This window comes from Helicobacter sp. MIT 11-5569 (assembly GCF_000765695.2).
In the GTDB taxonomy this organism is placed as follows: domain Bacteria; phylum Campylobacterota; class Campylobacteria; order Campylobacterales; family Helicobacteraceae; genus Helicobacter_D.
Genome location: NZ_JRPB02000007.1, coordinates 48,045 through 62,817, shown reverse-complemented (window position 1 = coordinate 62,817; position 14,773 = coordinate 48,045). Strand labels below are relative to the sequence as shown.

Below are 14,773 nucleotides of genomic sequence, written 5' to 3'. Positions count from 1 at the left end.
ATATTTTACCAACGATAATGCGCAAAAGCTTTATTTGCTTCAGCCATTTTATGCACATCTTCTTTTTTCTTGAAAGCTGCACCGCGTTCATTTGCGGCATCAATAAGCTCGTTAGCCAATCTTTCAATCATTGTGCGTTCATTTCTTTTTCTTGCAGAATCTAACAACCAACGAATAGATAAAGATTGTTGTCTTGCAGGACGAACCTCAACAGGAACTTGATAAGTTGCTCCACCGACTCTTCTACTTCTTACTTCTACAAGCGGTTTTACTTTTTCTAGGGCTTTTTCAAAAGTCTCAATACCTTTTTCTTTGGTTTTCTCTTCAATCTTATTAAAAGTTGCATAAATGATTTTTTCAGCAACACTTTTTTTGCCATCATACATCATCTTGTTAATAAATTTTGTTACAACGATATTGTTATAGATTGGGTCTCCCAATACTTCTCTTTGTGGGGCTTTTCTTCTTCTCATTATTTTTTACCTCCTGCATCACCCTTTGCTTTTTTTGCTCCATATTTACTGCGTGAAACTGTTCTTTTTGCGACACCTGCTGTATCTAGCGCACCACGGATAATATGGTATTTAACACCCGGTAAATCTTTTACCCTACCACCACGAATTAGCACAATAGAGTGTTCTTGTAAATTATGTCCTTCACCGGGAATATAACTAATAACTTCAAAACCACTCGTTAATCTAACTTTTGCAACTTTTCTTAATGCAGAGTTAGGCTTTTTAGGTGTCGTTGTATAAACACGCGTACAAACCCCTCTTCTTTGGGGGCAAACTACCAAAGCTGGGGACTTTGATTTCTTGATAACCTTTTTTCGCTCTTTTCTAATCAATTGATTAATCGTTGGCACTTTTATTCCTTCTTAAAAAAATTTTAATAGAGAAAATGAAGCGGATTATATGCAAATCACACTTTATTCTCACTTAAATTAAGGTTTAAATAACCTTAATAAATATTTTGGTCTTTATGGCTAATTTTCTTTAATTTTAACCTTTTTGCCTTTGTAAATTCCTGTTCCAACTGGAATCATACGCCCTAAAACAATATTTTCTTTTAAGTCTTCTAAGTGATCGACTTTTGCAGCAATGCTTGCTTCTGTTAAAACTTTTGTTGTTTCTTGGAAAGATGCTGCTGAAATTACAGAATCGCTACCAATAGCTGCACGCGTGATTCCTAATAGCATAGGTTCAGCAATAGCTGGAATTCCACCAATGCTAATAATACGTGCGTTCTCTTCTCCAAAATGACGTTTGCTTACCAAATCACCTTCAATAAATTTCGTATTGCCGCTGTCATAGATTCTGACTTGTCTTAACATTTGAGAGACGATAATTTCAATATGTTTGTCTGCAATACTAACCCCTTGTCTGCGATAGACTTGTTGCACCTCACTAACAATGTATTTATAAAGTTCTTTCTCTCCACCGATGCGTAAAATATCTTGACTAGCAACAATACCATCTGTAATTGCCTCTCCTGCATGGACAAATTCCCCATCATGCACTAAAATCTGCTTAGACTTATCAATCAAATATTCTGCGATTCTACCATCATTTGCAGTTACAATGATTTTTTCTTTGCCTCGGATTGGCTTACCAAAGCTTACGATTCCATCAATCTCTGCTAGCACAGCAGGATCTTTTGGTTTTCTTGCTTCAAAGAGTTCAGAAACTCTTGGGAGACCCCCAGTAATATCTTTTGATTTTACAAGAGCTTTTGGAGTTTTTGCTAGAATGTCTGCCATTTCTACTTTTGCTCCATCGGCAACAAAAATAGCTGTTTTAGGGTCTAACGCATAGCGAATCAATCCACCTTTTGGAGTAGATAATACAAGTGTTGGCTTAAACGCACTCGCGATGTATTCATTAACTACCAATCTTGTTTGTCCTGTTAATTCATCTGTTTGCTCTGAAACAGTAACGCCCGGAACAATATCCTCAAATTTAATCGTTCCCGTTTCTTCAGAAATAATAGGATTAGAATAAGGGTCCCAATCAGCAATGACAATATGCTCATCACTTTGTGGTTTAGCAATCAAAGTATTTTTGCTCACATTTTGATTGTCTTCTGCTTCAATAATGGAATCTCTAGCAATATAATGACGTGCTGCTTCTTGGTCATATTCATCAGCAATGACAGCAAACAAGCCTTTTTCTGTAACTTTATCGCCTTTTTTGATTCCATGATAACGCTCTAAGTGGTCGCCTTGTAAATAATAATATTTTACGATTCCTTCACCTTTTGCAAAGATTTTTTGCGTAATTGGCGCATTATCTTCTACTTTTAACTCACTTGCATAAGCAATACGATTTGGAATATTCCAACTATCTTTGATAATATCTACAATACTACCTTCATCACGCACATAATGCCCGCTAGGGTATGGAATGTAGAATTTCCCTTCAATATTTCCTGTAACTCCTGCTAACTCATTTGGTTTTGCAACATCAGACTTTCTAAGGGTAAATTTTGCAGTTTCTTTCTTGCCAACTACTGAGACAATCACTTCATCATGCACAATATCAACTTTCAATTCCCCTTCAAAAGGAGCTTTGATTTTTGGCTCAACAAGTAAAATTGCTGCATTTCTACGATTAGAAACAATAGTTTTGCCTTCACGATTCTTATAAGTTTTTACATTATAATAACGGATAAACCCTTCTTTTTCTGCAACAACTTGTCTTTCTTCTTGACTTCTGCTGGCTGTTCCCCCAATATGGAATGTTCTAAGTGTAAGCTGAGTTCCTGGCTCACCAATAGATTGTGCAGCAACCACGCCCACAGCTTCGCCAATTTTAGAAATTTTGGATTCCCCAAGGTTTAGCCCATAGCACTTTGCACATACACCCTTTTCGGCTTTGCAAGTAACAGGTGTGCGAATGATAACGGATTTTACACCCGCTTCTTTAACCTTACGTGCTTTTTCTTCATCAATAAGAGTGCCATCACTAATTAGAATCTCATTTGTAATAGGGTCAATAATATTTTCTGCAATAACGCGTCCAAAGATTCTTTCTTCTAAAGGTTCAATTAGCTCGCTTCCCACTGTAATATCGGTAATCTCAACACCTTCATTTGTGCCGCAATCATCTGCAACAACTTTAACATTTTGGCTCACATCAATGAGCTTTCTTGTCAAATAACCAGCATTTGCGGTTTTCAAAGCAGTATCTGCTAGACCTTTACGCGCACCGTGCGTAGAAATAAAATACTCTAACACATTCAAACCTTCTTTGAAGTTTGAAGTAATTGGTGTTTCAATAATTGTTCCATCAGGTTTTGCCATCAAACCACGCATTGCAGAAAGCTGTCTAATCTGCCCTGCACTACCTCTAGCACCAGAATCTGCCATCATATAAATGGAGTTAAAGCCTTCTTTATCATTTTCGATAAGCTTCATCATCGCATTACCAAGTGCATTATTAGTATCTGTCCAAACGTCAATAATCTTGTTATAACGCTCTTGTTCAGTCAATAAACCTGCTCCAAACTGCGCTTGAATATCTTTAACTTTTTTCTTCGCGCCTTCTATCACTTTGCTTTTATTATCTGGAGCAATAATATCATCAGCTGAAATTGAGATTCCAGCTTTTGTAGCATATTTAAAGCCCAAGTTTTTAAGATTATCTAAAAAGCCTGCTGTGATTCCAACTCCACCTTCTTTATAGACATAATCAATCAATGCTGCAATATCTTTTTTCTTTAGCACTTTATTCCACAAATGCACTGGCACAAAATCAGGTAAAATGGATTTTAAAATCATTCTTCCAATTGTTGTATTGATGATTCTATCTTCTACAAAAGCACGCACTTTTGAGCTAATCTCCACTATACCTGCTTCTAATGCAATATAGATTTGGTCAATATTAGAGAATAACTTATGTTCTCCTTTTGAGTTATCTCTTTCTAAAGATAAATAATACAATCCTAAAACCATATCTTGACTAGGCACGGTAACAGCTTTACCGCTTGCAGGAAGCAAAATATTCATAGAGCTTAGCATTAAAAGCTTACACTCTGTAACTGCTTCTTGAGAAAGTGGCACATGCACAGCCATTTGGTCACCATCAAAGTCTGCGTTAAACGCTGCACAAACGAGCGGGTGCAACTGAATCGCCTTGCCATCAATTAACTTTGGATGGAACGCTTGAATAGATTGCTTATGCAATGTTGGGGCACGATTTAACATTACAGGATAGTCTGCAACAATTTCTTGTAAGCACTCCCACACTTCATTACTCTTGCGTTCAATCATCTTTTTAGCTTGTTTTAATGTTGTCGCATAGCCTTTTTCTTCAAGTTTTGCCAAAATATGCGGTTTAAATAATTCCAAAGCCATATTTTTAGGCAACCCGCATTGATCCATTCTCAAATTTGGTCCTACAACAATAACAGAACGTCCGGAGAAATCCACACGCTTTCCAAGTAAGTTTTGACGGAATCTTCCTTGTTTTCCTTTGATAATTTCAGACAATGATTTAAGTGGGCGTTTATTTGCGCCTTTAACCGCGTTTGCATTGCGTCCATTATCAAAGAGTGCATCTACGGATTCTTGCAACATTCTTTTCTCATTGCGCACAATAATTTCTGGTGCGTCAAGTTCAATCAATCGCTTTAATCTTTGGTTGCGGTTAATCACGCGGCGATAAAGGTCATTAACATCACTCACTGCGAATTTCCCACCATCTAATGCAACTAATGGACGCAAATCTGGTGGCAATACCGGCAATACAGTAAGCATCATCCATTCTGGGCGATTCTGTCCGCCAGAGACAACAAAACTTTCTACGACTTTTAGACGTTTAATAATGGTTTTCTTTTTAGCTTCAGAATTTGTTGCTTTAATTGCTTCTTTTAACTCAGCAATCAAATCCACTAAATCTAAGCCCTCAAGCAACTCTTTAACCGCTTCACCGCCCATTTGTGCAACAAATCCCGTATGGTCAAATCTTTGCGCTAAGCTTTGGTATTGCTCTTCATTTAACACATCATATTTTGCAACAGGTTTTGTGCTTTCATTATCATAAAATGCTTCACCAGCCTCTTTAACAATGTATGCTTCATAATACAATACGCGCTCTAAATCTTTCATTTTAACGCCAAGCAATGTTCCGATTCTACTTGGCAGAGAATTCACATACCAAATATGCGCAACAGGAGTTACAAGTTCAATATGCCCCATTCTTGAGCGGCGCACTTTGGAGCTTGTTACTTCAACTCCACATTTTTCGCATACAACGCCTTTGTAACGCATTTTTTTGTATTTTCCACAAAGACATTCATAATCCCTAACAGGACCAAAAATCTTCGCGCAGAACAATCCGTCTCTCTCTGGCTTAAGTGTGCGATAGTTAATTGTCTCTGGCTTTTTGACCTCCCCATGACTCCAACTGCGAATCTTATCAGGACTTGCAAGTAAAAGTTGAAATGCGTTAAAGTCGTTTGGACGATCATCTTCTTTGATGACTGCCACTTCATTAACGCCTTCTTTATTCTTTACAAAAACATTAACATCTAATGCTAAGCTTTGAAGCTCTTTTGTCAAAACATAAAAAGTTTCTGGAATTTCTGATTCTTTAACCGCTTCTCCCCTTGTAATTGCCTTATAAGCCTTAACACGTCCTTCTACATCATCAGATTTAATCGTAAGCATTTCTTTAAGCGTATGTGCTGCACCATAAGCTTCTAATGCCCAGACTTCCATTTCACCAAATCTTTGCCCTCCAAATAATGCCTTACCGCCTACTGGTTGTTGCGTTACAAGGCTATAAGGTCCCGTGCTTCTTGCATGCACTTTTTCATCAACAAGGTGGTGGAGTTTTAGCATATACATATATCCGACATTGACGCGCTCCATCATCTTTTCGCCTGTGCGCCCGTCATAAAGCTCTGTTTTACCATCTGTATCAATTTTAGCAAGCTTAAAGAGTTTTTCAAATTCTTGCGCATTAACACCTTCAAAAACTGGTGTTGCAAACTTAACACCATTGCTCCAATCTCTTGCAAAATTTAGCAATTCTTCATCATTAAGCTTTTCTAAAAATGCCTTAGCAGATTTCATACCAGAATTTTCTGCAATCTCTTGCATTTTTTCTCGCAATGCAACAACCCATTTTTCTTTTTCGCTCTCAAAAATACTAGAAATTTGCTCTCCTAGATTCTTTCCAACTAACCCTAAATGCACTTCTAAAATTTGTCCGATATTCATACGACTAGGCACACCCAAAGGGTTTAATACAATCTCCACTGGACGCCCATCTTTTGTATAAGGCATATCCACTTCAGGGACGATATTAGAAACAATACCTTTATTTCCATGTCGTCCTGCCATTTTATCCCCAACTTTTAGTTTGCGTTTTGTTGCAACATAAATTTTGACAAGTTTAACCACTCCGCTTGGCAAAATATCATCTTTTTCAATAATAGAAAGCTTCTCTTCGTGTTCTTGGCTTAAATTTTTCTTTTGCTCCAAGAAATTTGCCTTTAGTGCATCATAAGCATTTTGAATTTCTTTTGGGTAACTTTTAATCAGTGTTCCCATTGCAAAACGATTTACATTTTCTAAATCTGCTTTTGGAATCACACTGCCTTTTTTATACTCTTTATCTCCTATTTTTGCGGCACTTGTTAATTTCTCTTTAGAAAGAATAGAACCAATGCGCAAGGATTCTTCTCTATCTAGCATTAAAAGTTTATCGTGATGTTCTAAATCTAAACGTGATTTTTCTTCTTCATAAGCTGCAATTGCTCTTTTATCTTTATCATAACCTTTTTTAGTAAAGATTTTTACATCAACAACAGTTCCTTCCAAACTTGGCGGGCAATATAAAGATTTATTCACAACATGCCCTGCTTTTTCACCAAAAATTGCTCTTAACAAACGCTCTTCTGGTGTTGGCTTCACTTCACCTTTTGGTGATGCTTTTCCAACCAAAATCATTCCGCCTGTTACATAAGTTCCAATTTTTACGATTCCACTTTCATCAAGGTGCGCTAATTCTTCTTCTCTAATATTTGGAATATCACGTGTAATTTCTTCTACTCCATGCTTTAATTCTCTTGCTTCAATTTCTTTTTCATAAATATGAATAGAAGTAAAAGCATCGTTGCGGATAAGCTTTTCACTAACAACAATCGCATCTTCAAAGTTATATCCATTCCAAGGCATAAATGCTACACGAATATTTTTCCCCAATGCTAACTCGCCTTGGTCCATGTTAGGACCATCAGCAATCACTTGCCCGACTTCTACTCTCTCTCCTGCTTTTACAATAGGACGTTGAGAGAAAGAAGTATTTTGATTTGTTCTTAGATTCTTTTGCAAAGAATAATGGTCAATAAATGCTCCATTTTCATCTTCACCCAAAATATAAATATTCTTAGCATCTATTTTTTCTACGATTCCAGAACGTGTAGCTTTTGTAGCTTCCCAAGAATCACGTGAAACTATTTTTTCGATTCCTGTTCCAACCACTGGCGCATCTGGTCTAAGCAACGGCACTGCTTGACGCTGCATATTTGAACCCATAAGCGCGCGGTTTGCATCATCATGCTCTAAGAATGGAATCAAGCTTGCTGCAACCCCAACAACCATTCTAGGGCTAAGGTCAATTAAATCAACCTTTTTGGATTCCATAAGCATAATTTCGCCATCTTTTCTTACTTCAATCATTTCTTCTTTGATAGTTTGATTGTTGGTTAGAATCGTGCTTGCAGGAGCAATCACTGCGCCTTCTTCTTGTGTCGCTGTCAAATACACAATTTCATCTGTAACCTTACCATCAACAACTTTGCGATAAGGAGCTTCAATAAAGCCTAATTCATTAACTTTTGCATAAGTAGAAAGCGTATTAATCAAACCAATATTTTGTCCTTCTGGCGTTTCAATAGGACAAATTCTACCATAATGTGTAGGATGCACATCTCGCACTTCAAATCCTGCACGTTCTTTTACTAAACCACCTTCACCAAGTGCTGATAATCTTCTTTTGTGTGTAATTTCTGAAAGAGGATTTGTTTGGTCCATAAATTGTGAAAGTTGCCCACCTGTGAAAAACTCTAAAATCGTCCCTGTTATCATCTTAGAATTTACCAAATCATGTGGCATTAGCTCTTCTAAGCCTGTGCTAATTGTTGTGAGTTTATCGCGAATTGCCTTTTGCATTTTTACTAAGCCTGTGTGTAGCTCATTTGCCAAAAGCTCACCAATTGCGCGGATTCTACGATTCCCTAAGTGGTCTCTATCATCAATTCTTCCTTGCCCATTTTTGACACGCAAAAGATAGCGCACAGTTTTAATAATATCTTCATGTGTTAGCACCGTAACATAATCTGGCACTCCAATATCTAATTTATGATTCATCTTCATACGTCCAACACGTGTTAAATCATAACGTTCTGGGTCGAAGAATAATTGATGCACAAATTGTTTTGCTGCTTCTTTTGTAACAGGCTCACCTGGGCGCATTACTTTGTAAATACGAATCATTGCTAAGTCATTTTCATTATCAATCTTTTCAGTCTGTTTTAATAACTTTAGCGATTCTGCATCAGCAATAAAAGCATTAATAATAGACGCATCAACACCAACTGATAAATCATTAGCAATCACAAAATCATTAATGTTTAACTCTGCAAGTTTTTTTAGCTTACTTTCGTCCATTAGCGTTAATGTATCAAAAAGCACTTCGCCGCTTGTTTTATCTATAATAGGTTCTGCTAAATAACGATTGATAAGAATCTCTGTTGGATATTCAATCATATTTAGTTTTTCTTCTTTTAAAGTCTTTGCTTTTTTAGCGGTTAATCGCTTACCTGCTGCAATAATTAAATTTCCTTTTGGGTCTTTAATATCAAACTCCACACGCCCAACAAACTCTTCAGGGTCAAATGTAATAAGGTATTTTCCGCTCTTACATTTGATATTCAAAAGCGGATAAAACATTTTCAAAATATCTTGACGCGAATAACCCAATGCACGGAATAGAATCGTAACAGGAACTTTTCTGCGCTTATTTACACGCACAAAAAGTGTATCTTTTGCATCATATTCAAAATAGAGCCAAGAACCACGGTCAGGAATAATTTGCCCTGTATAAACAAGCTTATTAGAAGCACTTGAAGATTCCTCTTCTTTAAAAATTACCCCTGGGCTTCTATGGAGTTGATTAACAACAACTCTCTCAACGCCATTAATAATAAAACTTGTGCGTTCTGTCATCAATGGAATCTCGCGCACAAAAATACTTTGCTCTTTAATATCTTTGACGCCTAACTTCTCTCCTGTCTTTTCATCTCTCTCCCAAAGCACTAAACGGATTTTAATCTTTAAAGGAATTGAATATGTTAAGCCTCTCTCCATTGCTTCTCTAACCGTATAGCGTGGTTTGCCATACTCACAACCTGCATACTCTAAACTGATTCTATTTTGTGCATCATGAATTGGGAAAATGGATTTAAAAACCTTTTCAATCCCTGATTCACCTTTTTCTTGTGTCATCAAAAAATTATTATAACTATTTCTTTGTAATTGTAGCAGGTTAGGAACTGCAATATTTTGAGGAATCTTTGTAAAATCAACTCTCAATCTGTTTCCGGATTTTAAACTCACTGGCATGTTTTACCTCTATAATAAATGTAGAATTTTGGAAGAAAAATGAAAATGGGGACACAAAGCCCCCAAAAAATTATTTAATATCGACTTTCGCACCAGCTTCTTCAAATTTTGCCTTGATTGCATCAGCGTCTTCTTTCTTAATGCCTTCTTTAACAGTAAATGGAGTTTTTTCAACCGCATCTTTTGCTTCTTTTAACCCAAGCCCTGTTACTTCTCTTACAACCTTAATAACATTGATTTTCTTATCCCCACTATCTGTAAGAATAATATCAAATTCTGTTTTTTCTTCAGAAGAAGCAGCACCGCCACCGCCAGAAGCAGCACCTGCAACAACTGTTGGAGCTGCAGAAACACCAAATTTCTCTTCAAAAGCTTTTACAAGCTCTGAAAGTTCCATAACAGAAAGGTTACCAATATACTCTAATACATCTTCTTTTGAAATTGCCATAATTTTCTCCTAATATTTATTGCGCTTCTTTTTGTTTGCGTAAATTATCCAGCCCTGTAACAAAATAACGAGCAGGAGCAGTCCAAACGGACAACAACATACCAATAAGCTCTTCTTTGGATGGGAGTTTCGAAACAGCTTCTATATGTTTTGCATCCACGACTTCGCCTTCAAGACAACCTATTTTGATTGCTAACTTTCCACCCACAGAACTTGAGAATTTGCTAACAACTTTTGCTAGAGAAATTTGATCTTCACTCCAAACAAAAATATTATTCTCTTTTAACTCTAATCCTTCAATGCTAGAATTTTTCAATGCAATTGACGCAAGTGTATTTTTAATCACTTGAACTTTTGCATTTTGCTCTCTTGCGCTTGCTCTTAAAGATTCCAACTCTTTAACTGTCAAACCTTTATAATCACAAACAATAATTGCATTTGATGCTTTAAATTCAGCAGTTAGATTTTCAATTAGAGCGGTTTTTTCTGCTTTTGTCATCATTAACCTCCTTTCAGACGAAAGACTTATATAGGGTAATTTTTAAGCTAAAGCCCCTATAGTCATTAGTCTAAGATAAAAACAAGAATAAATTATTTCATATCAATTAGCTCTTGAGCATCAAGTGTTAAAGATGGACTCATTGTTAAAGCTAATGTTGCATTTTTAATATATTTGCCTTTAGCACTTGCTGGTTTTTGCTTATTAATATTTTTTACAAGCGCAATGATGTTTTCTTCAAGTTTTTTTGCATCAAAACTTGCTTTGCCAACTGGGGCGTGAATGATACCTTTTTTATCTACACGATAATTTACTTGCCCGCTTTTTGCATTGCTAACAGCTTTTGAGATTTCCATTGTAACAGTGCCTGTTTTTGGATTTGGCATTAAGCCTTTTGGTCCTAGGATTCTACCTACTTTACCTACAAGTGCCATCATATCTGGTGTTGCAATCACCATATCAAAATTCAAATCACCATTTTTGATTTGCTCTGCTAAATCATCATCACCAACAACATCAGCTCCTGCTGCTTTTGCCTCATCTGCCTTTGCACCTTTTGCAAAAACTGCCACACGCACACTTTTTCCTGTGCCATTAGGCAACACAACAGCACCACGAATCATTTGGTCTGCATGTCTTGGATCTACACCTAAACTTAACGCAACTTCAACTGTTTCATCAAACTTAGCAGATGCTAAAGACTTAACTGTTGCAGAAGCGGTTGTAATATCGTATATTTTCGTGCAATCCACTTTATTAAGAAGATTCTGCATTCTTTTTGTTAATTTTTTTGCCATTTCTATACTCCAACGCGTCTTTTTAATCTACAACTTCAATGCCCATACTACGAGCACTTCCCTCAACAATTTTAATTGCCGCTTCTTCTGTGTTTGCATTTAAATCATCCATTTTTGTTTTGACAATATCCAAAACTTGAGCTTTTGTTAGCTTTCCTACTTTGTTTTTTAGAGGATTGTCTGAACCTTTTTGGATTCCTGCTGCTTTTTTAATCAAATCTGTAACAGGAGGTTTTTTAGTAATAAAAGTAAAACTTTTATCTTGATAAACAGTAATAATTACAGGAATATTAAAATTTCCCATATCTTTTGTTTTCTCATTAAATGCTTTACAGAATTCCATAATATTCACACCGCGTTGCCCTAATGCTGGACCTACGGGTGGAGATGGATTTGCTTTTCCTGCTGGAATCTGAAGCTTAAGTTCGCCAACAATTTTTTTTGCCATAACTTATCCTTGTTTTTAGTTATTAAACTATTTTTTCCACTTGTGAATAAAGTATTTCAATCGGAGTGCTTCGACCAAAGATTGAAACATTGAGTTTTAATTTTCTATGCTCCATATCATATTCTTCTACCGTGCCTGTGAAGTTTGCAAAAGGACCTTCAATGATTCGGACAACTTCTCCTGCCTCAAAAATAATTTTTGGCTTTGGAGCTGCGCGATTTTGCACTTTTTCGATAATATGATTAATATCTGCTTCGCTCAAAGGTGTCGGTTTTTTGGATTCTCCAATAAAACGACTCACTTTAGGCAAAGATTGAATGGTGTGCCACAATGCTGTATCTAAATCAATTTTTACAAAAACATACCCCGGGTAAAGACTGCGTTCGCTAATTTTTTTCTTGTTGTTTTTCACTTCGATAATATCTTCTGTTGGAACAACAATATCTGTGATTCTTTCTTCTAAGTGATGTTCGCTCACTAGATTTTCAATACCACGTTTTACAGCTTGTTCGCTACCAAAATATGTTTGAATTGCATACCAATACAATGCCATAAACAAATCCTAACTTATAAAATACTAGAAACAAAACTACCGAGAATGAAATCTACCAATGCCAAGAATAGAGCAATAACCGTTACAACAAGAACAACAGAAATAAAAGCATTTCTTACTTGCTCTTTTGTAGGAAAAATAACTTTAGATAATTCTTCTTTGGATAGTCTATAATAGGTAATTAGTTTTTTCATTGCTAAATTCGTCTCTCTTTATTCCAAAATGGCAGGTCAGGAGGGACTCGAACCCCCAGCATTCGGTTTTGGAGACCGACGCTCTACCATTGGAGCTACTGACCTATAAATAATAAAAGCTAAGAAGCAGGGAAAGCACCCCCCCCCCCGCAGCACTTAGCTTTTAAGTTTTACTTCTTTATGAATTGTATGTTTGTTTAGTCTTGGGCAGAACTTCTTAAGCTCCAGTTTTTCTGTTGTGGTTTTTGCATTCTTTACAGTGCTGTAATTAATATCTCCACATTCAGAACATTTAAGTCCAATTTTTACACGATTACCCTTAGCCATTGTCAAGCCTATTCAATAATCTTAGTAACAACACCCGCACCAACAGTTCTACCACCTTCACGAATTGCAAAACGTGTTCCATCTTCAAGTGCGATTGGGTTGATTAACTCAACTGTAATTTTGACGTTATCACCCGGCATTACCATTTCTACGCCATCTTGTAGTTGGATAGAACCTGTAATATCCGTTGTTCTTACATAAAATTGCGGTCTATAACCATTAAAGAATGCAGTATGTCTTCCACCTTCATCTTTAGAAAGGACGTAGATTTCTCCTTCAAATTTTTTGTGAGGAGTAATTGAGCCGGGCTTACATAAAACCATACCTCTTTCTACTTCTTCTTTCTTTGTTCCTCTTAAAAGCACACCAACATTATCTCCAGCTTCACCTTGGTCAAGCTCTTTTCTAAACATTTCAACACCGGTTACAGTTGTTTTTTGAGTTGGGCGAATTCCTACGATTTCGATTTCATCACCAACTTTTACGATTCCTCTTTCAATTCTTCCTGTAACAACAGTTCCACGACCAGCAATCGAGAATACATCTTCAATAGGCATCAAGAAAGTTTTATCTGTTTCACGCACTGGAGTTGGAATATATTCATCTACTGCGTCCATAAGCTTCATGATTTTATCACTCCACTCACCTAAATTACCTGCCTTTGCTTCTTCAAGAGCTTTAAGCGCAGAACCTGCAATAATTGGAGTATCATCACCTGGGAATTCATAACTTGATAAAAGCTCTCTAATCTCCATTTCTACCAATTCTAACAATTCTTCATCATCGACCATATCTTGTTTATTCATAAAAACAACAATATAAGGAACACCTACTTGGCGAGATAGAAGAATATGCTCTCTAGTTTGAGGCATAGGACCATCTGCAGCAGAAACAACAAGAATCGCTCCGTCCATTTGCGCAGCACCTGTAATCATATTTTTAACATAGTCAGCGTGTCCGGGACAATCCACATGCGCATAGTGTCTTTTTTCTGTTTCATACTCAATATGAGAAGTTGCGATAGTAATACCGCGCTCTTTCTCTTCAGGAGCATTATCAATATTATCATAATCTTTTAGCTCTGCTAGACCTTTTTGTGATAGAACAGCAGAAATTGCGGCACTTAGAGTTGTTTTACCATGGTCAACGTGCCCGATTGTCCCAACATTTACGTGAGGTTTGTTCCCTCTATTAAATTTTTCCTTAGCCATAAGCCTCTCCTAAAATTTTAAGTTTAAAATAGCGGATATTCTACACTATTTTTACCAATTTTAAAATTAAGAATCGTAACATTTTCTACAATTCTATCATACCTCTTGCACAATTTACACACTTAAAAATTATGCAACCTTTGAAAAACTGGAGCCCATAAGCGGGATTGAACCGCCGGCCTCTTCCTTACCAAGGAAGTGCTCTGCCACTGAGCTATATGGGCAAAAATTCTAATAAACAATACGACATAAATTTATTTAAAAGTGCTTGCTGATTATTTTAAAGAAAATTGCAGAATCAGCTCCCAGTATGGAGCGGGAAACGGGGCTCGAACCCGCGACCCTCAGCTTGGAAGGCTGATGCTCTAGCCAACTGAGCTACTCCCGCATGGCTATGGTGGTGAGACGTGGATTCGAACCACGGAAGTCGGAGACAGCAGATTTACAGTCTGCCCTCGTTGGCCACTTGAGTATCTCACCCCAAAATTATTAATAAAAACTGGTCAAACACTGAAAAAATTTATAAATTATCTGGAGCTGGCAAAGGGACTCGAACCCCCGGCCTGCTGCTTACAAGGCAGCTGCTCTACCAACTGAGCTACGCCAGCATTTTTTACATTTTTCATAAAAATGAAGTGAGATTCTACTATCTTTTGCTTTAATTG

Annotated in this window: 11 protein-coding genes and 5 tRNA genes; all 16 read right to left on the bottom strand. The window is 36.8% G+C overall.

Annotated features, from left to right (window positions below):
- Positions 1–5 precede the first annotated feature (5 nt).
- Positions 6–473, bottom strand: coding sequence for a 30S ribosomal protein S7 (gene rpsG, locus LS70_RS06930; protein WP_034290520.1), 468 nt, complete (start codon positions 471–473; stop codon positions 6–8).
- The gene (gene rpsL, locus LS70_RS06925; protein ID WP_026944116.1) at positions 473–865 is read right to left on the bottom strand and encodes a 30S ribosomal protein S12; all 393 of its coding nucleotides are present in this window, start codon (positions 863–865) and stop codon (positions 473–475) included. Before rpsL ends, rpsG begins: the two co-directional genes overlap by 1 nt.
- A gap of 120 nt (positions 866–985) precedes the next feature.
- Positions 986–9,631, bottom strand: a complete 8,646-nt coding sequence (locus LS70_RS06920; protein WP_034290516.1) for a DNA-directed RNA polymerase subunit beta/beta' — start codon at positions 9,629–9,631, stop codon at positions 986–988.
- A 70-nt stretch (positions 9,632–9,701) separates the two neighbouring features.
- Positions 9,702–10,079 (bottom strand): 50S ribosomal protein L7/L12, encoded by a 378-nt coding sequence (rplL, locus tag LS70_RS06915; RefSeq protein ID WP_034290514.1) that lies wholly within the window; start codon positions 10,077–10,079, stop codon positions 9,702–9,704.
- 16 nt (positions 10,080–10,095) lie between these two features.
- Positions 10,096–10,578, bottom strand: a complete 483-nt coding sequence (gene rplJ / locus LS70_RS06910) for a 50S ribosomal protein L10 (protein ID WP_034290583.1) — start codon at positions 10,576–10,578, stop codon at positions 10,096–10,098.
- Between the two features lie 92 nt (positions 10,579–10,670).
- Positions 10,671–11,375 carry a 50S ribosomal protein L1 gene (rplA, locus tag LS70_RS06905; RefSeq protein ID WP_034290512.1) on the bottom strand — a complete coding sequence of 235 codons (705 nt, stop codon included), beginning with the start codon at positions 11,373–11,375 and terminating at the stop codon, positions 10,671–10,673.
- Between the two features lie 22 nt (positions 11,376–11,397).
- On the bottom strand, positions 11,398–11,823 hold the full coding sequence (gene rplK / locus LS70_RS06900; RefSeq protein ID WP_034290511.1) for a 50S ribosomal protein L11: 426 nt from the start codon (positions 11,821–11,823) through the stop codon (positions 11,398–11,400).
- A 22-nt stretch (positions 11,824–11,845) separates the two neighbouring features.
- Positions 11,846–12,370: a transcription termination/antitermination protein NusG gene (nusG, locus tag LS70_RS06895; protein ID WP_201273978.1), complete on the bottom strand. Its 525-nt coding sequence runs from the start codon at positions 12,368–12,370 to the stop codon at positions 11,846–11,848.
- 20 nt (positions 12,371–12,390) lie between these two features.
- Complete coding sequence (secE, locus tag LS70_RS06890) at positions 12,391–12,570, bottom strand: preprotein translocase subunit SecE (protein WP_034290499.1); 180 nt, start codon at positions 12,568–12,570, stop codon at positions 12,391–12,393.
- 29 nt (positions 12,571–12,599) lie between these two features.
- Positions 12,600–12,675 (bottom strand) — tRNA-Trp (locus LS70_RS06885).
- A 51-nt stretch (positions 12,676–12,726) separates the two neighbouring features.
- Entirely contained in the window at positions 12,727–12,897 is a 171-nt protein-coding gene (gene rpmG, locus LS70_RS06880; RefSeq protein ID WP_034290214.1) for a 50S ribosomal protein L33, read from the bottom strand.
- A gap of 8 nt (positions 12,898–12,905) precedes the next feature.
- Entirely contained in the window at positions 12,906–14,108 is a 1,203-nt protein-coding gene (tuf, locus tag LS70_RS06875) for an elongation factor Tu (RefSeq protein WP_034290217.1), read from the bottom strand.
- A 149-nt stretch (positions 14,109–14,257) separates the two neighbouring features.
- Positions 14,258–14,332: transfer RNA gene (locus tag LS70_RS06870), tRNA-Thr, on the bottom strand.
- An 87-nt stretch (positions 14,333–14,419) separates the two neighbouring features.
- Positions 14,420–14,496: transfer RNA gene (locus LS70_RS06865), tRNA-Gly, on the bottom strand.
- Between the two features lie 7 nt (positions 14,497–14,503).
- Positions 14,504–14,588, bottom strand: a tRNA-Tyr gene (locus tag LS70_RS06860).
- A gap of 52 nt (positions 14,589–14,640) precedes the next feature.
- Positions 14,641–14,716: transfer RNA gene (locus LS70_RS06855), tRNA-Thr, on the bottom strand.
- Positions 14,717–14,773 lie beyond the last annotated feature (57 nt).

Excerpts from the sequence above, each read along its gene's own strand:
- rpsG (WP_034290520.1), bottom strand. The coding sequence starts at position 473 with ATGAGAAGAAGAAAAGCCCCACAAAGAGAAGTATTGGGAGACCCAATC.
- LS70_RS06920 (WP_034290516.1), bottom strand. The coding sequence starts at position 9,631 with ATGCCAGTGAGTTTAAAATCCGGAAACAGATTGAGAGTTGATTTTACA.
- rplL (WP_034290514.1), bottom strand. The coding sequence starts at position 10,079 with ATGGCAATTTCAAAAGAAGATGTATTAGAGTATATTGGTAACCTTTCT.
- rplJ (WP_034290583.1), bottom strand. The coding sequence starts at position 10,578 with ATGACAAAAGCAGAAAAAACCGCTCTAATTGAAAATCTAACTGCTGAA.
- rplA (WP_034290512.1), bottom strand. The coding sequence starts at position 11,375 with ATGGCAAAAAAATTAACAAAAAGAATGCAGAATCTTCTTAATAAAGTG.
- rplK (WP_034290511.1), bottom strand. The coding sequence starts at position 11,823 with ATGGCAAAAAAAATTGTTGGCGAACTTAAGCTTCAGATTCCAGCAGGA.
- secE (WP_034290499.1), bottom strand. The coding sequence starts at position 12,570 with ATGAAAAAACTAATTACCTATTATAGACTATCCAAAGAAGAATTATCT.
- rpmG (WP_034290214.1), bottom strand. The coding sequence starts at position 12,897 with ATGGCTAAGGGTAATCGTGTAAAAATTGGACTTAAATGTTCTGAATGT.
- tuf (WP_034290217.1), bottom strand. The coding sequence starts at position 14,108 with ATGGCTAAGGAAAAATTTAATAGAGGGAACAAACCTCACGTAAATGTT.